A 20,574-nucleotide genomic window follows, 5' to 3' on the forward strand; every position below is an offset into this window, starting at 1 on the left:
TCTAAATCTTTATTATCTTTATTATATAAAAAGTTTATAGGATTAAAATTATCTTTTTCTAAATCATCTTTTAAATCATCTAAGGCATCCATTAAATAAATCCATTTTCCTAAGAAATATCCAAAGTTATACAAGTTAATCCTTACTTCATCATTGTCAATATGAAACTTGTAAGGATAATCCTTAAGTATTATACCTACAATATCTGCAAAAGGATGACAGATTTCATCGAGAGAGGAAAATGATTTGGTATTCTCTAGCTCTCTAAGAGTTTGTAAATTGGTTGATATACCATCGATAATGGAGTTTGGTAATTTTTTAAAATTTTTTTTATAAGGATGAAATGCCAAAAGACCAATTTGACTTTTTATATTTTTATCATCTTGGACATCATCTAAGAGTTTATAATAAAATAAAGCTAAATTTATATAGGCAGAATATTTTATTGCTTTATTTTCGGAAAGAACATATTTTTTATATACAGGCCGTATAATACATCTTTTATGATCAAAAGTTAACTCATCGTCGCATAGGCCATCTAATAGAATTGATAAAAAAGTCATATCGTAATTTACAGAAACTCTAGGAACATTTCCGAATTCGTTTTTTAAATGAAAGCAGAGACCACAATAATAGCTTATAAATAAATTCAAATCCTTTACTTTTAATTCGCTTTTAAGTGGTAGTACATATCCAAACAATAGATTATCTCCTTAAAAAGTAATAACATATATTATATTTATTATAATATTGATTAAAATAAACCTATAATAATTAATTAAAGTAATTATATGTAAAAAAATTCTTGAAAGTAAAAAAACATATATAATATAATTGAATGTATAAAATAGGAAGAAAGGTGATAAAAATGAAGAGAAACAGTATATTAGCAAGTGCTATATTAAGTTGCTTATGTTTAGTAGGAATAATTGCTTTATTTAAAAATATTGAGACTACTAAAGAGGAAATAGCAATAGTGGAGAAAGAAAGTACGGTTAATGACGAAAGTGAAGAAATTATTAAAGAAGAAAATGTTATTGAAAATGAGGAATTTGTCAAAGAAGAAGAAATTAATTATGTATCTATGGATGTAAATGATGTGTACATACCTATTTTAATGTATCATTCTATATCTAATGCAGATCCAGATAATAGATTACTTGTTCCAGTTGAGCAATTTAGTGAGCAAATAAAATGGTTAAGTGAAAGTGGATTTACTCCAATGCTTATGGGGGATGTTTTAAAGGCTTTTGAAACTGGACAAGTGCCAGAAAAACCAGTAGCTATTACGTTTGATGATGGCTATGTTGATAATTATACAGATGCATATAGAATTTTAAAAGAAAATAATATGACAGGAACATTTTTTGTTATAACCGATAATACAGACAAGTCAGGAGATTACTTAAATTCAGAAATGTTAAAGGAAATGCTAAATGATGGAATGGCAATAGAAAATCATACTTCAAATCATTTAGAGCTTGATTCACTTTCAGTAGAAGACAAGTTATTATCTATAAAAACTGCTAAGGATTTTATTATGGATAATTTAGGAGTGGAAAGTAAGTATCTATGTTATCCTGTTGGAAAGTATGATGAGGAAACTATAGAAGCAGCAAAGAGTATAGGGATAGAAGCTGCTGTTACAACAGAAGGTGGGTTTTCGAACATCAATAATGGTTTATTTGAACTTAAAAGAGTAAGAATAGCACCAATAGATTTAGAAAGTTTTAAATATATATTTGTAGATTTTATGACAGAATAGGGTAATGACAAAAAGGGGGAAGTGCTATGTTAGGCACTATAGTAAATAGTATAACTATTATTATAGGATGTTTTATAGGTTTATTAGCAAAGGGAAAAATTACAGAAAAGGTTAGTTCAACCATAATGAATGGACTAGCTTTGTGTGTAATTTACATTGGAATAAGTGGAGCGTTAAAAAATGAAGATACATTACTTATGATAATTTCAGTAGCTATTGGAGCATTAATAGGAGAAATAATAGATTTAGATAAGTGGTTAAAGAAATTAGGAGATTATTTAGAAATAAAATTTAAATCTAAAAATGAAAAAGTTTCAATTGCTGAAGGCTTTGTTACATCAAGCCTTTTATTTTGTGTTGGAGCAATGGCTGTAGTAGGAGCATTAGAAAGTGGTTTGCAAGGAGTTCATACAACTTTATATGCCAAATCTATATTAGATGGAGTTTCATCAATAATTTTTACATCTACTTTAGGTATAGGAGTAATGCTATCTGCAGTATCTGTATTCATTTATCAAGGGACTATAACCTTGGCAGCTAATGTTTTATCAGGAGTGTTAAGTACGGCTGTTATAACCAATATGGCATCAATTGGAAGTTTATTAATAATAGGGCTTGGGTTAAATGTTTTAGGAGTAACAAAAATAAAAGTTGCTAATATGATACCAGCGATGTTTATTCCTATAATTATAGGGATATTTATCAAGTAGTAGTTTTAATAATTATCATAATAATTAAGAATAAGTTAAGTAAATAGATAATAAAATTATTATAGATGAGTATTTAGTATAATAAAGTGCGAAAAATGTAGAATTTATATGTACATTATTATGTTCGTTATCTAAAATTATAATTTTAATGCAAAAATATATTCCTGAAAACGATATTTATAAATATTTATTCATGAAAAATAAAAAATAATTCTAAAATTGTTAATAAAAATTAAGAAAATTTGTCACAAAATATTGTATTAACGAATGTTATGTTGTATAATCAAATCAAAGTTCGAAAAGAACGAAAATCTGTCTTAAAAAACTTATTATAAGAAACTAAGGGGGACTTTTTTATGAAAAAAAGAGCTATTGCATTAGCACTTTCAGCATTAATGTTAACAGGACTAGTAGGGTGTGGAAGCAATGAAAACGCTGCTACTGGAGATTCAAGCTTAAAGGTAGGTATGGTAACTGATTCAGGAACTATCGATGACAAATCATTCAACGAAGGAACTTGGTTAGGTGTAACTAATGCTACAGATGAATTAGGATTAGAAAAGAAATACTTACAACCAAGTGGAGAAACTCATGCTGATTACATAAAGGAAATTACAAACCTTTACGATGCAGGATTTAAATTCATAGTTACTCCAGGATTTAAATTTGAAACAGCTATATACGAAGCGCAAGAGAAATATACAGATGCTAAATTTGTATTATTAGATGGTGCTCCAAAGAAAGATGATAAATCAGAAGGAAGCGTAGCTGAGAATACAGTTTCAATATTCTATGCTGAAGAGCAATCAGGATTTATGGCTGGTGTTGCAACAGCTTTACAATTACAAGAAGGTGAATTAGGATTCATAGGTGGTATGGAAATTCCACCAGTTCAAAAGTTTAACTGGGGATTCCAACAAGGTATGGCTTATGCTAATGAAAATCTTGGAACAAAAATGACAATGCAAAAAGAAAACAATGTTTACCAAGGAACATTTAACGATGTTGCTGCTGGACAACAAATAGCGGCTGCTATGTATGACAGAGGAGTTAAAGCTATATTCTGCTCAGCTGGTGGAACAGGTGTTGGTGCTATAAATGAAGCAAAAGCAAGAGTTAAGAACGGAAAAGAAGCTTGGGTAATCGGAGTTGACGTTGACCAATATAGCCACGGTATTTACGAAGGTGAAAAGTCAATAATATTAACTTCAGCTGTTAAGAGAATAGATACTGCTGCAGCAGATATGATCAAAGCAGAAAAAGAAGGTAACTTCCCAGGTGGAGATACTTTAATATATGATGTTACAAACAACGGTGTTGGTATTCCAGATGAAAATCCAAACTTAAGTGAAGAAACAATAAAGAAAGTAAATGAAGTACTTGAAAAAGTTAAGAGCGGAGATATTAAAGTATCTGCTGAAAAAGGTAACTTATTATAGTATTTAAAAGGTTTAATTAAATAAATTAGTATTCTAGTTTAGAAGACTATTAAAGGAAGAATTGTGAAAAAATACGGTTCTTCCGCCTTTTTTTATGTAAAGTAATATGGAAAATAAGTGAAATTAAGGAGGATTAAAGGTGGAATATGTAGTAGAGATGCTTAATATCCGTAAAGAGTTCCCTGGTATAGTTGCAAATGATAACATAACATTGCAATTAAGAAAAGGTGAAGTTCATGCATTACTTGGAGAAAATGGTGCAGGAAAATCAACATTAATGGGAATACTATTTGGAATGTATCAGCCAGAAGTAGGGAAAATTAAAGTAAAAGGAAAAGAAGTTAAGATAAGTAATCCTAATATAGCAAACGATTTAGGAATAGGGATGGTTCATCAACATTTTAAACTTGTTAGTAATTTTACAGTAACTGAAAATATAATTTTAGGTTTAGAGCCTAAAAAAGGATTAGTAGTAGACATAAAGTCAGCTGCTGAAAAAATAGAAGCTTTATCTAAACAATATGGATTAAATGTTGACCCATATGCAAAGATTGAAGACATATCAGTAGGGATGCAACAACGTGTTGAAATATTAAAGATGCTTTATAGAAATGCAGAAGTTTTAATATTTGATGAGCCTACAGCTGTATTAACACCGCAAGAAATAGATGAGCTAATGAAGATAATGAAAGGCCTTGTTAAAGAAGGAAAATCTATTATAGTTATCACTCATAAGCTTAAAGAAATAAAGACAGTTGCAGATAGATGTACAGCTATACGTAGAGGAAGATACATAGGAACTGTTGATGTAAAAACTACAAGTGAAGCTGAAATGGCTAAAATGATGGTTGGTAGAGAAGTATCATTTAAAGTGGACAAGATAGATCCAAAGCCAGGAAAGTCAGTAATGAAGATTAACAATCTTTCTGTTATGAATAATAAAAAAGTTTTAGGCCTAAAAGATTTTTCATTAGAAATTCGTGCTGGTGAAATAATGGGTATAGCTGGAGTAGAAGGAAATGGACAAACTGAATTAGTTGAAGCTATAACAGGTATGAGAGCAATTGAATCAGGAACAGTTATATTTAATGATGAAGATATAACAAAAATTCCAGTTAGAACTAGAATAGAAAAAGGTTTAGCTCATATTCCAGAAGATCGTCATAAAAGAGGGCTAGTTTTAGATTATACAATTGAAGAAAATATGGTTTTAGAAGTTTATAACAAGAAACCTTTTTCAAAGAGAGGATTATTAAATAAACAAGCTATAAAAGACCATGCTAAAAAGATAATTGAAACTTTTGATGTAAGATCAGGTGAAGGGGCGGCATCTATAGCAAGAACTTTATCAGGTGGTAATCAACAAAAGGCAATTATAGGTAGAGAAATAGAATTACACCCGGAATTACTAATTGCAGTTCAACCAACTAGAGGACTAGATGTTGGATCAATAGAGTATATCCATAAGAGATTAGTAGAACAAAGAGACAAAGGAAAAGCAGTTTTACTTGTATCATTAGAAATGGAAGAAGTATTAAATGTTTCGGACAAAATAGCAGTTGTAAATAATGGTGAGCTTATTGGTATTGTTGATGCTAAGAAAACTAATGAAAATGAGATCGGTCTTATGATGGCTGGAGTAAGAGGAGGACAAGCAAGTGAAGAATAGAGGATTAAAATCGGTTCTTGCTGTTGTATTAGGATTACTTGCAGGAGCAATCTTAATGATGGCTATTGGAAGCAATCCAGTAGAAGGTTATAATTACTTATTCCAAGGTGGATTAAAAAATGTTGAGAGAATAGCTAACACAATAGCAACAGCAACACCACTTATACTTACAGGGCTTTCAGTTGCTTTTGCATTTAGAACAGGGCTATTTAATATAGGTGCAGCAGGGCAAATGCTTTGTGGGGGACTTTGTGCAACGGCAATTGGTTTAACAGTTGATCTTCCAAGACCTTTATTATTATTAGCTATGATTATAGCAGGGTTTATAGGAGGAGCGCTTTGTGCAGCTATTCCTGGTATATTAAAAGCTAGATTTAATGTTCATGAAGTTGTTTCAACAATAATGATGAACTGGATTGCATATTGGGTTGTTTATTATACAATACCTGCTTACTTTAAAGGAGCGTTCTTAGAGACAGAGTCAGCTAAATTACCAGCTGAAGCATCTCTTCAAGCTCCGTGGTTAACAGATATGTTCCAAGGTTCATTTATAAACTATGGGATTTTAATTGCAATAATTGCAGTTATTATAATAGGATTTATATTAAATAAAACTGTACTTGGATATGAGTTAAAAGCAGTTGGATTTAACAGACATGCAGCTGAATATGCAGGAATGCCTGTTAAGAAAAATATAGTAACTTCAATGATGATTGCAGGTGGACTAGCTGGTTTAGCTGGTGTGGCTCAATATGCTGGTAATGTTGCTAATATGCAAATAGGGGTTACTCCATCACAAGGATTTGATGGTATAGCAGTTGCATTATTAGGAGCAAATACTCCAATAGGTGTATTATTTGCAGCATTATTCTTTGGATTACTTTACACAGGAAAAGGTTTCATGAGTGCTATGACATCTATTCCACCAGAAATTGCAGATACAATAATGGCTACAATAATATACTTTGCAGCTACAAGTTCTGTAATGGATAAAGTATTTGATAAATTTAGACGTAGAAAAATAAAGAATCAGACAAATACTAATACAATAGAGAAAGATACTAGTGTTGTTGGTAATAAAAACATAGGCAAGGAGGAGAAATAATATGTGGGATACTTTACAACAAATTTTTCCATATGCAATAGCATTTACAATTCCTCTTCTTATAGCAGCATTAGGAGGTCTATTCTGTGAAAGAAGTGGTGTAACTAACGTTGGACTTGATGGTCTTATGATAATAGGTTCTTTTGCAGGAGCTTTTACTATAGTTAAATTACAAGAAACAATGCCAGGTAGTCCATTTATAATATGGATAGGATTAGCAGCAGCAGCTTTAGCTGGTATGTTATTTTCATTATTACATGCATTTGCTAGTATAAGCTTAAATGCAAATCAAGTAATTAGTGGTACAGCTATAAATATGATAGCTGGTTCATTAACAATATTCTTAGCAAGAACTATTACAGGTAGTGGTAATATGAGAATAATGTCAGGTGTTACAAGAAGTGATATACCTGTATTATCAGAAATTCCAGTAATAGGACCACTATTCTTTAGCAGCAGTTATGCTACTACATGGGTAGTGTTAGCTATACTTTTAATAAGTATATTTGTAATTTACAAAACTAAGTTTGGTTTAAGATTAAGAGCTTGTGGAGAAAACCCTCAAGCAGCTGATGCAGCAGGGATAAATGTTTATAGAATGAGATATATAGGTGTTATGATTTCAGGTGCATTTTCAGGGTTAAGTGGAGCTATAATATTAGTAACTTATTCAGGTGAATTTAATGGTAGTGTATCAGGACTTGGATTCCTTGCCTTAGCAGCATTAATCTTTGGTCAATGGAAACCACTTGGTATATTAGGATCAACTTTATTCTTTGGATTTGCAGCAACTATTGCAAATGTATCACAAGTTATTCCTAATTTAGCGACTATTCCACCAGTAATTTTAAAAATATTCCCTTATGTAGTTACACTGTTAGCTTTAATGGTGTTCTCAAAGTCATCACAGGCTCCGAAAGCAGTTGGGGAACCATTTGATGCTGGGAAGCGTTAATTAAAATATAATACATTTAATTTAGAAGTTTTAATATATTTAATATATTAAAGCTTCTTTTTTTATTTATTTGAAACAATATTTTGAATTTTATGGTAAATAAGGAAGGGGTGTCGTATAATGAAGTTGTTAGCAATAAGTAAAATAATGATAAGGGGGAAAAGAAAATGAAAAAGGTTAAAATTGCTTTATTGGGGCTAGGCAATGTTGGTCGTGGAGTTTGGATGATATTAAATTCAAACAAGGAAGAAATACGAAAGCGATCAGGTTATAGGTTAGAAATCGCTAAAATTCTTGTTAGGGATATGGATAAAGATAGAGGGGTAGATGTTCCTAAGGATTTATTAACTACAAACTTTGATGATATATTAAATGATGACTCTATAAAAATAGTTGTTGAGGTAATGGGGGGAATAGAACCTGCTAGAGAATATATGTTAAAATCTATGGACAAAAAGAAACATATAGTTACAGCAAATAAAATGCTTTTAGCTACTGGTGGAGATGAGCTTTTTGAAAAAGCAGATAGCAAGGGTGTAATGTTTAACTATGAGGCAAGTGTAGCAGGGGGAATTCCAATAATAAATGGAATAAATGAAAGCTTAACTGCTAATAAAGTTGAAAAGCTTTATGGAATAGTAAATGGAACTACAAACTTTATTCTAAGTAAGATGGAGACAGAAGGTTTAGATTTTAATGAAGCATTAAAACAAGCTCAAGAGTTAGGTTATGCTGAAGCAGATCCAACATCAGATATAGAAGGGTTTGATGCACAATATAAGTTAGCTATTTTATCGTCGCTAGCTTTTGGAACAAAAATAAATGTAGATAATGTTTATAGAGAAGGAATAACAAATATAAAATCTATAGATATGGAATATGCTAAGGAGTTTAAAAAGACAATAAAACTTTTAGCTATAGTAAAAGAATATGATGGTAAGTTAGAACTTAGAGTTCATCCAACAATGATACCAGAAACACATCCTTTAGCAAATGTTTATGATTCATTTAATGCTGTATTTGTAAGGGGAAATGCTGTTGGAGATTTAATGTTTTATGGTAGAGGCGCAGGTGATTTACCAACAGGAAGTGCTGTAGTTGGAGATATTATTTCAATTTTAAGAAATAATATAGAGTTAGAAAATGAAGTTCCAGTAGTTAAAAATAATTTATGGCATAAGAAAATAAGAGATATGAATGAAGTAGAAAGTAAATATTATATAAGACTTACTGTGGATGATAAGCCAGGTGTACTAGGGGATATTACATCAGTATTTGGAAGCAAAGGAGTAAGCTTACTTTCAGTAATACAAAGAGGTAGAGATAGAATAAATGATGATAGAGTTACTTTAGTATTAATTACTCATTATAACAAAGAGAAAAATATAAATGATGCTGTTGATTCAATAAGTAAGATGGATGGAGTATCAAAAGTAAATAATATTATTAGAATGGAAGAGTTTAGATAAGATAGAAGAGTAGTTCTTAGTAGGACTGCTCTTTTTTATTAAAAGAACTAAAAATAAGTTTTTACTTTGTGTTATATTACCTAATAATAGTTATTGAATAATAAGTAATTTAGGTCTATAATAAGTATAAATTAATCAATATAATATGAGGTAATAAATATGGATTTTACAAAATCAATAAATAATATACAAGCTCAAAAATTAATAATAGAAAATAAGGACTTATTAATTTTAGATGTAAGAAGAATAAGTGAGTTCAAGGAAAATAGACTTAAGAATGCAATAAATATTCCAGTTGATGATTTAGAGTGGGATGTAGACGAAATAGAAGACTATAGAGATAAGGAAATTTTAGTTTATTGTAAGGTTGGAATGAGAAGTAGTGTAGCATGCAGCATATTAGAAGATGCTGGATTTAAAAAGCTATATAATTTAAGAGGCGGTATTTTAGATTTTACAGGAGAAATAGAAGAATAAACTTATCGATATAAAATAGTAAATATTAAAAGTGACTATTCCAGTAGGTATAGTCACTTTTTAATATATAAATTATTTGTATAGAGGTTTATCTGATAAAACTATTGTATCAGAAGCTTTTCCTTCAGTTTCAAAGATAACTATTTTGTTTTCACCATTCTTTAATAAAGGTCCAGGTATATATAAATAATAAGTTGGCCCTATATCCCAAAAGCGCCCAAGGTTAAATCCATTTATAAATACAGATCCCTTACCAAATTTATCAAGGTGTAGGAAGGTATCGCCTACTTCATCTATATTAAATGTATATTCATAGAATGAAGGCGTATTTTCTTTATATCCTAATGTAAAATCAACATTGTTTATATTATCAAGTTCTAATGAGTAGTGATCCCATCCAGTATGGAAATGCATATCTAGCATTATTCCACCTTTAATTCCCTTACTTTGATGTGGAGATAGAAGACTTCCACCATAATTAATTCTACCTAAGTTTTCAACTAATACATCAAGTAAATTATCATCTTCTTTAGGGAAGATAATAGGCATATTTTCACCTATATAGCTTTCCTTATACTTAGTAGCTATAAGCTCTTCATTAACAAATATTTGAGCTCTATCATCCATTCCAACTAATTTAAACTTTTCTAAAGAACGTTTTTTTCCTACATTAGCTCTATAAAGTATATAACCATACCCCTGGTCAAGCTTTTCCATAGGGAGAGTTTCTTCTAAAGTAATAGGTTTAGAAATAGTATGAAGAGTATTAAAAAGACTAACCTTATTAGTTAACTTAAATTCTCCATAGTTTAATTTTTTTATTTTAGTAGATATCTTTACTTCTGGAATATCAGTATATTTAGCTATAACCTTTTTAAATTCATAATACTTTTCAGTAGTATCACCCCATTCAGTTAAAAGTGCATCATAGTCATAGCTGGTAGTTTGTGGATCTATTCCATCATGATAGCTACACCCATTATAGAAACCAAAGTTAGTACCACCGTGGAACATATAAGTATTTACATGTCCAACTTTTAATAATGCATCAAGCTCATTAGCTGCATCTTTAGGAGATCTTCTTTTAAATTCGCCACCCCAATTATTAAACCAACCAATCCAAAACTCCATACACATTAAAGGGCCTTCAATATTATTGTCCTTCATAAATTCTGATAAGGCTCCAATTTGTTCTTCAGTACGAGAACCAAAATTAGCAGTTGGAAGCAAATCTTCTTCTATTAATGTACCTGCATCTAAAACTTCTCTCCATCCACCATCTGATGTAAATAGTGGAACTGTAGCTCCATGCTTAACCATCATATCCTTTATATTTTTTAAGTATTTTTTATTATTTCCAAAGGAACCGTATTCGTTTTCAACCTGCATCATTATTATTGGTCCACCATTAGTAACTTGAAGTGGAGTTATTAGTTTAAATAACTTTTCAAAGTAATTATCTATTGCTGTTAAAAAGCCTTCATAATTACTTCTAACCTTCATATTATCATCATTTAAAAGCCAAGAAGGTAGCCCTCCAAAGTCCCATTCAGCACAAATATAAGGGGTAGGTCTTAAAATTACAAATAACCCTAATTCCTCAGCAATTTTAATAAACTTTACAAAATCCTTTCCTTTTGAAAAATCAAATTCACCTTTTTTTCTTTCATGAAAATTCCAAGGTATATAAGTTTCAACAGTGTTGCAACCAAGAGCCTTTAATTTTTCTAGTCTATCTCTCCAATATTCAGGAACTACTCTAAAATAATGGATAGCACCAGAAATTATTTTAATCTTCTTATCATTTAAATAAAAATCATCTTTAATTTCAAATTTATTCATAAATTTCCCATCCTTTATACTCTTTTGTTTATGACAAGATTATATAATATTTACTAAAAATTTTCAATTAAAACACTATTTTCTATATAAGGATAATTAATTACATTTTAATAATTGAAATGGCAAAGAGGAATATTAACTTGGATTAATTACATAAAATGTAAAAGTGTGATATTATTTACTTATACTTGAACTAAAAGAAGATAAGTAGAATATAGTTAGATAGTAAAATAAATTATATATAAATCTAATATTTAAAGGGAGGAATTTTATGCTTACACGAATTGAACTAAAAAGAAAATCAAAGGATCAATTAAGGGGAAATTGGGGTAAGGCTATAGTAGCAACTCTTATAGTAACGTTAATAACATCTTTAGGCGTTACTGTATCAAGATTTTTTGAGGATGGCAGTGGTATTACAATAACAACAGATTTAATAGCAATATTTTTCGGTGGAGTATTTACAGTAGGTTTATCTAAATTTCTTTTGAATTTTACAGATGGGGCTGATAAAGCAAATATAAGTGATATTCTTTCAGGTTTTAGTATTTATTTTAAAACTCTTGGATTATATCTGCTTTATGGTTTAATAGTTTGTATTGGGTGTATTTTATTAGTCGTTCCAGGAATTATTTTTTCATTAATGTTTTACCAAGCATTTTTCATTTTAGCTGAAGATAACGAAAAGGGTATAATTCAATGTTTAAAAGAAAGTGCAAATTTGATGAAGGAAAATAAATTAGATTTTTTTGTTTTGCAACTTAGTTTTATAGGGTGGATAATAATATCAATTCTTACTTTAGGAATAGGATATATATGGCTACAACCTTATATGTCATTAACAGAAGCAAATTATTACTTAGAGTTAAAAAATAAATAAGAATAATGTAAAGAGATACTAGAAAACTAGTATCTCTTTCTTTAAATATAAATATAATATAAATTAAGAAAAAATTAGTTTGAGGGATAAGTATTTAATATTTTATGTTATTGCTGATATAATTGTAATAATATTAATTAATAAAAGTATATTAAAGTTTAAAGAGGGGATTAAAATGAAAATTGGACTAGTATTATCTGGTGGAGGCGGAAAGGGAGCATATGAATTAGGTGTTTGGAAGGCCTTAAAGGATTTAAAGTTAGATAAATATATAGATGTTTTTGCAGGAACTTCAATAGGAGCATTTAATGCAGTTTTATTTGCACAAGATGATATTAGTGCAGCAGAAGCCTTATGGGATGAAGTTACTATGGATAAAATAGTCCCAATGAGTAAGTTTGAATTGTTTAGAAAAGGTCTTGAAATTACTATTGGTGGAAAATGTTTAAATATTGCTAAGAAATATATGTTACAAAAACTAGAAGAGGGTGTAGTACCAAAGGATGGAGCAAGAGAAATAATTGATGAATATTTAAAAGTTGATAAAGTAAAGGAAAGAGGAAAGATATGCTATGCAGCATGTACTGAAATACCTGATTTTACTCCAAGATATTTTAGATTAAATGATTATGATGATGAAACAGCTAAGGAAATGATTGTAGCATCAGCATGTTTACCACTTATATATGAATGTACTGAAGTATTAGGCAATAAATATATAGATGGGGGTGTAGCTGATAATACTCCAATTCAACCTGTTTATGGAGAAGGTTGCGATATAATAATAGTAGTACTATTAAATAAAGAAACAAAAATTGATAGAGCTTTGTATCCTAACACAAAAATAATAGAGTTGTATCCAAAGAATTTAGATGAGAATGTAATTAATGGTATGTTGAATTTAGATCATGAATCCAAGAAGCAAAGAATAAAGGAAGGATATAATGATACTATGACTTTATTAGATCCTATTATTATGATGGCTAATATGAAGCTTATAAAAGAAGAGGAAGAAAAATATCCTAAATTATTTAATTTATATAAATGGATTAGAAATAAATTAAGAAATAAATTTAAAAATGAATCTACTGTAAGCAATGGTAGCACAATAGATTTATAAATTATAAGATTGGAGAATTTAAATGAAGGTAATAGACTTATCTCATAAAATAGAAAAAAATATGAGTGTGTTTTCAAAAGAGGAAATACCTAATATAAAAGTAATTGCTAATATTAAAAGACATGGTTTTAATGAAAAAAGTATAAATATGTGCTCACATACAGGAACTCATATTGATTCACCTAATCATATTTTAGAAGCTGGAAATACTTTAGATAAGATATCAGTAAATGATTTTATAGGAAAGGGCTTTTTATTAGATTTAGAAGAGGTAAGTTGTAAATATATATCATTGATGGATTTAAGGAAATATGAGGATAGTATTAAAAATTGTGAGTATTTAATTATAAAAACTGGATGGAGTAAGTATTGGAAGGAGAAAAAATATTTTAGTGGATTTCCAGTATTAACAGAAGAAGCTGCAATGTGGATTTCATCTATAAAAAATATTAAGGGAATAGGAGTAGATACTATTTCTATAGATTCTGTGGAATCAGATGACTTAAAAATACATAAGATTTTATTAGAAAAGGAAAAACTAATAATAGAAAACTTAAAGCTAATAGAAGAAATACCTATTGAGTTTACCTTTGTTACTTTGCCTTTAAATTATAATGATGCAGATGGTTCGCCAGTAAGGGCAGTTGCTATTTGCACTTAAAGGATTTTTGAAACTTTTAAGGAATATATGTATTGACTAGAATTTTTTAAAGAGGTGAGAATTTGAAGAAAAATGCATTTCAAAGAGAATTTAAAAAATTAAAATCTCAAATAAATAATATTGAAGAAATAGTTCATAACTCAAAATATGGAGCATTAATTGAGCATGAATCTGCTGTTAGAAAAAAACTAAGATTACTTAAGGATATGGAAAAAGAAGGCTTTAAGGATTTTGATAATTTATATGATAGATATGAAGAGTTATTAGAATATATATCTAAGAAAATGTTAGAAGATTATAATAAGAAAAACAATACAGATTTTGACTTTTATCAAGTATTAAGAGGAAATTATAATGCTTTTATAAACTCAGGGTTTATGGCTGTTTTAACTACACAACATATACCTAAGTTAATATCACAGGATTTTGAAGACAATTTTCCAGATAATCCAAAGGATGAATATAGAGCAGCTAGGAGTATAGAAAGAGATTTTACTGTACATTTAGGTGATACTAATACAGGAAAAACATATAATGCTATGGAAAGATTAAAGAAGGCTACAAAGGGGATATATTTATCACCTCTTAGAATATTAGCCCTTGAAATTTACGAAAAGTTAAATAGCTTAGGTGTAGTATGTAACCTTTTTACAGGAGAAGAAGAAATAATTCATGAAAATGCAACTCATATAGCATGTACTATAGAAAAAGCTGATTTAAATGAAGAATATGATATAGCAGTTATAGATGAAATTCAAATGATAGATGATTCTCAAAGGGGTGCAGCATGGAGCAGAGCACTTTTAGGCTTAAGATGTAAGGAAATCCATGTTTGTGGAGCTTTAAACTCTAAAGAACTATTAAAGACTATAATTGAAGATTGTAATGACAAGTATAACTTTATAGAATATAAGAGAAGTATCCCTCTAGAGATTCAAAATAAAAACTTTAGTAATAGAGATGTAGAAGAGGGCGATGCTATAGTAGTATTTTCTAAGAAGAAAGTTCTTCAATTAGCACAGCAATATTCTGAAATAGGAGTAAAAGCAAGTATTATTTATGGGGATTTACCTCCAGAGGTAAGAAGAAAGCAATATGATCAATTTATTAATAAGGAAAATAAAATATTAATAACTACTGATGCAATTGGAATGGGAGTGAACTTACCTATAAAGAGAATTATATTTTTAGATATTCAAAAGTTTGATGGTGAAGAAGTTAGGTCATTAACTTCTCAAGAAGTAAAGCAAGTGGCAGGAAGAGCTGGAAGAAAGGGAATATATGAAGTTGGCTATGTAGCTACAATTAGAGATAACCAAAAGTTTATTAAAGATAGACTTGAAGAAAAGGATAGAGTTATAAAAGAAGCTGTTATAGGACCTTCAGAAGCAATATTAAAAATACAAGCATTGCCATTAAATGAAAAGCTAGCTCTTTGGGCAACTAGAGAAGAAAAGCTTAATTATTATAGAAAGATGGATATAAATGAATATTTAATAATATTAGAAAATGTAAAGAGATATAAGCTTAAGGAATTAATCCAGTGGAATTTATTAAAGGTTCCCTTTGATGTATCTAAAAATGAACTTATGGATACCTTTTTAGATTATGTTGAAGAATTATTTGTAGTAAAAAATAAGACAATTACAAAGCCACAATGTTTTAAAGGAAATTTAGATGAGCTAGAACTATATTATCAAAAAATAAACATGTATTATTCATTTAGTAAAATATTTGGATTAGAATTTGATGTTCAATGGATTTATGATGAAAGAATAAATGTAAGTGAAGAAATAAATAAGATTTTACTACGAATTTAAAAAAAAGGAAACAAACGCAATAGCTAATAATATAATAATTATATAAAAATAAAATAAAACCCTTGTCTGGGATCAGGCAAGGGTTTTATTAAAAATAAGGGGGAAGGTGGTTAATGAATAAGGGATAGGGTACTATTTCTTAAATATTACATCTAGAAAGCTCAAATAAAGGGAGGTATAGATAATATGAATAGAGATAGTGTGAATTTTAGAAACAAGCTTTATAGGTTTAGTAAAGTCAATATTAATGAAATTTATAAGATACTAAAGACTAGTGTAGAGGGGTTAACTTTAAGAGAGGGAAATACAAGAAATGAAAAGTATGGAGAAAATACATTAGTAGATTCATTAAAGTTTTTAAAAGATGAGAAATATAATGTAACAGTATATAGGGAAAAAGAAAAAATAAAGATACCAGTAGAACAATTAACAATAGGAGATATAATAAGTTTAGAAGAGAATAATTATATTCCAGCTGACATAAGAATAATATGTTGTGAAAATTTTATGATAAATGAAAGTTGTATAACAGGTTATAGTAATAATATAATTAAGCATGAGCATTTAAGAGGTGATTATCATATAGATAAATCAGAAGTTTCTCTAGATAATATATGCTTACAAGGTATGAAAGTAATAAGGGGCACTGCCTTAGCTGTAGTAATAGCAATAGGGAAGGATACCTATATTTCTAATAGAAAAAATCATGTAGCTAGTATAGATAATACAAAAATAAAAAGAGAAAAATTTAAGATTATAAAAAAATTAATTGGATATAAAAAATCATAATTATTTAGTGAGGTAATTTAATGACATTAAATATAGCACATAGAGGATATAGCGGGAAGTATGATGAAAATACTATGATGGCATTTATAAAGGCTATAGAATTTAATGCAGATGGTATAGAAACTGATGTACAGTTAACTAAAGATAATATTCCTGTAATAATTCATGATGAAACTATTGATAGAACAACAAATGGAAATGGATTTGTATGTAATTATACTTTTAAAGAAATACAGAGTTTTAAAACAAAAAGTGGAGAAAAAATTCCAAGATTAGAAGAATTGCTAGAAGTATTTAAAAAGTCAAATTTACAGTTGTTAAATTTAGAACTTAAAAATAGCATTATAAATTATGAAGGGCTAGAAAAAATAGTTTTAGGTTTAGTAAAGAAATATAATATAGAAGATAAAGTTATAATATCATCATTTAATCATTATAGCGTATTAAAAGTAAAAGAGTTAAATCCAAAAATAAAAGTTGGAGCCTTAACTGAGACTACTTTGGTAAATGTTACGAAGTATTTAAAGGAGATAAACTGCGAATGTTATCATCCGTATTATTACTCTATATGTAATGAAAAAATAATGAAGGACTTATTAGATAATAATATAGAGGTAAATCCGTATACTGTAAATAATAAAGAAGATATGCAAAGATTAATTAACTTGGGAGTTACAGGAATAATTACAAATGAAATCGAAACTTTAAATGAATTATTAAGTGAAAATGAGAGGTAATAGAGCCTCTCTTTTTTTATAAAAAAATAAAATAAACATGCATTAATAAAGAAAAATAATAATAGTAGTAATAGTAATAAGATATAATAATATATTTTAGAATTTTATTTTTAGGGGGATTCTATGGAAGATATTATAGGGTTAGCAATAATAGTTGGGGCTGTAATAATTGGAGTAATACTATTTTTTTGGTTAATAGGATTAAGAATTATATCCAATGATAAAGTTGGAATAGTTGAAAAATGGTGGTCAAGTAAAGGTTCATTAGACCAACAAATAATAGCATTAAATGGAGAAGCTGGATATCAACCTGAACTTTTAAGAGGTGGTATCCATTTTAGGAGTCCATTAATTTATAAGGTTCATATTGTCCCATTAGTTACAATTGCACAAGGTAAAATAGCATATGTATTTGCAAGAGATGGTCAAATGCTTGAACCTACTCAAACCTTAGGAGAGGTTATTCATGAATGTAATAATTATCAAGATGTTAGAGCTTTTTTAGAAAATGGTGGTCAAAAAGGACCTCAAAGGGGAATTCTTAGAGAGGGAACATATGCATTTAATTTAGCTCAATTTGTTATTATTACAGAAAATAAAACTTATTATTTAAAAATGGGTAATAAGCTAGAGCAAGAAAATATAGCAGATATGTCAAGATTAATTCATGAAAGAGGTGGTTTTTCACCTGTAATTATTGAAGGTAATAGTGACTTAGTAGGTATAGTTACAGTACATGATGGACCTTCATTAGCAGCAGAAAATATTATATGTCCAACGGTTGGCGATGATGCTAATGGAAGGAATTATCACAATAATTTCCAAGATATAGATTCGTTTTTAAAAGCTGGTGGTTATAGAGGGAGACAGTATCAAGTTTTAGCAGATGGAACTTATTTTATAAATAGATTATTTGCAACTATAGAGTTTATTCCAAAGATAATTATTCCAGTGGGGTTCGTTGGGGTAGTGGTTTCATATACAGGTGGAAAGGGAGAAGATTCTTCAGGTAATGATTATAAACATGGGGAACTTGTTCAAAAGGGATGTAGAGGAGTATGGAGTGAACCATTAATGCCTGGTAAATATGCTTTTAATACTTATGCAGGTAATATTATAAAAGTTCCTACAACTAATGTAATATTAAAATGGATAAGTAATCAAACAGGTAATCATAAATATGATGAAAATTTAAAGGAAGTAAGTTTAATAACTAAGGATGCATTTGAACCAAGCCTTCCTTTATCAGTTGTATTTCATATAGACTATAGAAAGGCACCACTTGTAATTCAAAGGTTTGGAGATGTAAAAATGTTAGTAGATCAAACTTTAGATCCAATGATTTCAGCTTATTTTAAAAATATTGGACAAACAAAAACACTTATTGAATTACTTCAACAAAGAAATGAAATACAAGCTCAAAGTTCAAGTGAAATGCAAGGGAAATTTAATCATTATAATTTAGAGTTAGAAGAGGTATTAATAGGTACACCAGGTAGTTCTAAAGCAGATAGAAATATAGAAACAATATTAACTCAATTAAGAAGCAGACAAATTGCTAGGGAGCAATTAGATACCTATGAAACTCAACAAAAAGCTGCTGAAAAAGAAAAGGAATTAAGAGAAGCAGAAGCAGTAGCTAAACAGCAAACAACTTTAACAGAATCAGATATAAATATTAAAATTCAAGAAAATCAAGGTAAGGCTGAATTAATGAAAGCTAAGCAAGATGCAGAGAAAATTCAAAAATTATCTGAAGCAGATGCTTATAAGGTTAAAAAACAATCTGAAGCAGAAGCATTTAGGATTAAGATAACAGCAGAAGCAGAAGCCGATAAAGAAGCTAGGGTAGGTATTTCAAAGGCTATAGCAGCTAGAGAACAAGTTAATGCATATGGTGGGCCTCAGTTCAAGGTAATAGATGATGTAATGAGTTCATTTACAAATGCAATAAAAGAAGGAAAGATTGATATAGTACCAAAAACAGTAGTTAATGCTGGTAATACAGAAGGTGGAGGAACAAATGCCTTTGAATCATTAATAATGTTATTGCTAAGTGAAAAATTAACAGCAGAAAATATAGAATTAAAAGAAGATGAAAATATAGATATAAAGAAGTTAAAGGATGAAATAATAGAGCAAATATCACAGAGTAAAAAAACTATAGAAAATCAATTGGATTAGAATAGAAGATAATATTTATTTAAAAGAGTTACAAATTTGTTTGTAGCTCTTTTTTATTGATAAAAACACTTTATATGTATTAATTTAACATAAATTTAAAAGTTTGAAACATTTTATTTAACAGAGTTAATATATCATAAAGGTAAAGTTATGAGATAAAAAGGAGTAAGAAAATGAAGAATGTTAAGAGGTTAGTAGCTACAGCTTTAATATTAAGTATAGGATTAACAACGTTAATTAAAGGTGATTTAACATATGCAATAAGTGAGTTAAATGGAGGACCGATTTCAAAAATAGTTACAACTATGTACGGAGACACAACTTCTACAAAAGGATTTACATGGTACACAGATACTACTATAGAATCTACGGATTTAGAAGTTGTTGAAAAAGTAGATGGACAAGTTAATTTTGAAAACTCATTTAAATTTAAAGGAGAAAATTACTTATCAACAAATTCAACAAACCCAGATAATTCATTAAAAAAAGAAGAATTAGTTCATAAGGCAGTTGCAACTGGGTTAAAGGAAGACACTACATATTACTTTAGAGTTGGAGACAGTAGTAAAAATATATGGAGTAAAACAGGTTCCTTTAAAACAGCACCAAAGTCAGGAGAATTTACATTTATAAATATGGCTGATCCACAAGCTAAAACAGAAGATGAATGTAAGCTTTCAGCAGAAACAATAGAAAAGGCATTTAAAGTCGTACCAAATGCTGAGTTTTTATCTATTAATGGAGATTTTGTTGATAAAGGATATGAAGAAAAGCAATGGAATTGGCTTTTAGGATATTCTCAAGATAATTTATTAAATACAACATTAGTTCCTGTTGCAGGAAATCATGAAGAGCAAACTAATACTTTTATAGATCATTTTAACTTAGATACTCCAGAAGGATCAAGTACAGAAACAGGTGCATATTATTCTTATGATTATTCAAATACTCA

The 20,574-nt window shown here is 29.0% G+C and carries 18 protein-coding genes; 16 read left to right on the forward strand and 2 right to left on the reverse strand.

Translation table 11 applies throughout. The annotated features are described in order from the left end of the window. Window positions 1–701: DUF5685 family protein (locus ACRDBA_RS15280; protein ID WP_438573792.1), on the reverse strand; the 701-nt coding region annotated here is incomplete at its 3' end. 167 nt (window positions 702–868) lie between these two features. On the opposite strand from ACRDBA_RS15280, the gene ACRDBA_RS15285 reads away from it, so the two are divergent. The 8 genes from ACRDBA_RS15285 (at window position 869) to ACRDBA_RS15320 (ending at window position 9,589) form a co-directional block, all read left to right on the forward strand. Continuing rightward, a complete protein-coding gene (locus tag ACRDBA_RS15285) occupies window positions 869–1,765 on the forward strand; it encodes a polysaccharide deacetylase family protein (protein ID WP_438573793.1) in 897 nt (298 codons plus the stop codon). A gap of 26 nt (window positions 1,766–1,791) precedes the next feature. Continuing rightward, window positions 1,792–2,475, forward strand: coding sequence for a DUF554 domain-containing protein (locus tag ACRDBA_RS15290; protein WP_438573794.1), 684 nt, complete (start codon window positions 1,792–1,794; stop codon window positions 2,473–2,475). 356 nt (window positions 2,476–2,831) lie between these two features. Continuing rightward, complete coding sequence (locus tag ACRDBA_RS15295; protein WP_438573795.1) at window positions 2,832–3,914, forward strand: BMP family lipoprotein; 1,083 nt, start codon at window positions 2,832–2,834, stop codon at window positions 3,912–3,914. A gap of 139 nt (window positions 3,915–4,053) precedes the next feature. Further along, window positions 4,054–5,583, forward strand: coding sequence for an ABC transporter ATP-binding protein (locus ACRDBA_RS15300; RefSeq protein WP_438573796.1), 1,530 nt, complete (start codon window positions 4,054–4,056; stop codon window positions 5,581–5,583). After that, complete coding sequence (locus ACRDBA_RS15305; RefSeq protein ID WP_438573797.1) at window positions 5,573–6,688, forward strand: ABC transporter permease; 1,116 nt, start codon at window positions 5,573–5,575, stop codon at window positions 6,686–6,688. The genes ACRDBA_RS15300 and ACRDBA_RS15305 overlap by 11 nt, the downstream gene beginning before the upstream one ends. A gap of 1 nt (window position 6,689) precedes the next feature. Beyond that, complete coding sequence (locus ACRDBA_RS15310) at window positions 6,690–7,643, forward strand: ABC transporter permease (RefSeq protein ID WP_438573798.1); 954 nt, start codon at window positions 6,690–6,692, stop codon at window positions 7,641–7,643. A gap of 167 nt (window positions 7,644–7,810) precedes the next feature. Beyond that, on the forward strand, window positions 7,811–9,112 hold the full coding sequence (locus ACRDBA_RS15315; RefSeq protein WP_438573799.1) for a homoserine dehydrogenase: 1,302 nt from the start codon (window positions 7,811–7,813) through the stop codon (window positions 9,110–9,112). Window positions 9,113–9,271: 159 nt separating this feature from the next. Further along, window positions 9,272–9,589: a rhodanese-like domain-containing protein gene (locus tag ACRDBA_RS15320; RefSeq protein ID WP_438573800.1), complete on the forward strand. Its 318-nt coding sequence runs from the start codon at window positions 9,272–9,274 to the stop codon at window positions 9,587–9,589. A gap of 72 nt (window positions 9,590–9,661) precedes the next feature. Here the strand turns inward: ACRDBA_RS15320 and ACRDBA_RS15325 are convergent, their stop codons facing one another. Next, window positions 9,662–11,431: a glycoside hydrolase family 35 protein gene (locus ACRDBA_RS15325; protein WP_438573801.1), complete on the reverse strand. Its 1,770-nt coding sequence runs from the start codon at window positions 11,429–11,431 to the stop codon at window positions 9,662–9,664. Window positions 11,432–11,702: 271 nt separating this feature from the next. Here ACRDBA_RS15325 and ACRDBA_RS15330 point away from each other — a divergent pair, with 271 nt between their 5' ends. From ACRDBA_RS15330 to ACRDBA_RS15365, 8 genes are all read left to right on the forward strand, one after another. Next, the gene (locus tag ACRDBA_RS15330; RefSeq protein WP_438573802.1) at window positions 11,703–12,311 is read left to right on the forward strand and encodes a DUF975 family protein; all 609 of its coding nucleotides are present in this window, start codon (window positions 11,703–11,705) and stop codon (window positions 12,309–12,311) included. A 175-nt stretch (window positions 12,312–12,486) separates the two neighbouring features. Then, window positions 12,487–13,431 (forward strand): patatin-like phospholipase family protein, encoded by a 945-nt coding sequence (locus ACRDBA_RS15335; RefSeq protein ID WP_438573803.1) that lies wholly within the window; start codon window positions 12,487–12,489, stop codon window positions 13,429–13,431. 22 nt (window positions 13,432–13,453) lie between these two features. Then, entirely contained in the window at window positions 13,454–14,092 is a 639-nt protein-coding gene (locus ACRDBA_RS15340) for a cyclase family protein (protein WP_438573804.1), read from the forward strand. 62 nt (window positions 14,093–14,154) lie between these two features. Then, window positions 14,155–15,912 carry an SUV3 family DEAD/DEAH box RNA helicase gene (locus ACRDBA_RS15345; RefSeq protein WP_438573805.1) on the forward strand — a complete coding sequence of 586 codons (1,758 nt, stop codon included), beginning with the start codon at window positions 14,155–14,157 and terminating at the stop codon, window positions 15,910–15,912. Between the two features lie 186 nt (window positions 15,913–16,098). Beyond that, window positions 16,099–16,701 (forward strand): P-type ATPase, encoded by a 603-nt coding sequence (locus tag ACRDBA_RS15350; RefSeq protein ID WP_438573806.1) that lies wholly within the window; start codon window positions 16,099–16,101, stop codon window positions 16,699–16,701. A 20-nt stretch (window positions 16,702–16,721) separates the two neighbouring features. After that, a complete protein-coding gene (locus tag ACRDBA_RS15355; protein ID WP_438573807.1) occupies window positions 16,722–17,438 on the forward strand; it encodes a glycerophosphodiester phosphodiesterase in 717 nt (238 codons plus the stop codon). Between the two features lie 123 nt (window positions 17,439–17,561). After that, the gene (locus ACRDBA_RS15360) at window positions 17,562–19,622 is read left to right on the forward strand and encodes an SPFH domain-containing protein (RefSeq protein WP_438573808.1); all 2,061 of its coding nucleotides are present in this window, start codon (window positions 17,562–17,564) and stop codon (window positions 19,620–19,622) included. Between the two features lie 173 nt (window positions 19,623–19,795). Continuing rightward, a partial coding sequence (locus ACRDBA_RS15365) for a fibronectin type III domain-containing protein (RefSeq protein WP_438573809.1) occupies window positions 19,796–20,574 on the forward strand: 779 nt, incomplete at its 3' end.

It is taken from the genome of Clostridium sp. (genome assembly GCF_051654825.1).
In the GTDB taxonomy this organism is placed as follows: Bacteria; Bacillota; Clostridia; order Clostridiales; family Clostridiaceae; genus Clostridium.

Bases quoted from the DNA above. Each gene is read 5' to 3' on its own strand.
- ACRDBA_RS15355 (WP_438573807.1), top strand. From the start codon at position 16,722: ATGACATTAAATATAGCACATAGAGGATATAGCGGGAAGTATGATGAA.
- ACRDBA_RS15315 (WP_438573799.1), top strand. From the start codon at position 7,811: ATGAAAAAGGTTAAAATTGCTTTATTGGGGCTAGGCAATGTTGGTCGT.
- ACRDBA_RS15290 (WP_438573794.1), top strand. From the start codon at position 1,792: ATGTTAGGCACTATAGTAAATAGTATAACTATTATTATAGGATGTTTT.
- ACRDBA_RS15350 (WP_438573806.1), top strand. From the start codon at position 16,099: ATGAATAGAGATAGTGTGAATTTTAGAAACAAGCTTTATAGGTTTAGT.
- ACRDBA_RS15320 (WP_438573800.1), top strand. From the start codon at position 9,272: ATGGATTTTACAAAATCAATAAATAATATACAAGCTCAAAAATTAATA.
- ACRDBA_RS15360 (WP_438573808.1), top strand. From the start codon at position 17,562: ATGGAAGATATTATAGGGTTAGCAATAATAGTTGGGGCTGTAATAATT.
- ACRDBA_RS15325 (WP_438573801.1), bottom strand. From the start codon at position 11,431: ATGAATAAATTTGAAATTAAAGATGATTTTTATTTAAATGATAAGAAG.
- ACRDBA_RS15340 (WP_438573804.1), top strand. From the start codon at position 13,454: ATGAAGGTAATAGACTTATCTCATAAAATAGAAAAAAATATGAGTGTG.
- ACRDBA_RS15310 (WP_438573798.1), top strand. From the start codon at position 6,690: ATGTGGGATACTTTACAACAAATTTTTCCATATGCAATAGCATTTACA.
- ACRDBA_RS15285 (WP_438573793.1), top strand. From the start codon at position 869: ATGAAGAGAAACAGTATATTAGCAAGTGCTATATTAAGTTGCTTATGT.
- ACRDBA_RS15295 (WP_438573795.1), top strand. From the start codon at position 2,832: ATGAAAAAAAGAGCTATTGCATTAGCACTTTCAGCATTAATGTTAACA.
- ACRDBA_RS15335 (WP_438573803.1), top strand. From the start codon at position 12,487: ATGAAAATTGGACTAGTATTATCTGGTGGAGGCGGAAAGGGAGCATAT.
- ACRDBA_RS15330 (WP_438573802.1), top strand. From the start codon at position 11,703: ATGCTTACACGAATTGAACTAAAAAGAAAATCAAAGGATCAATTAAGG.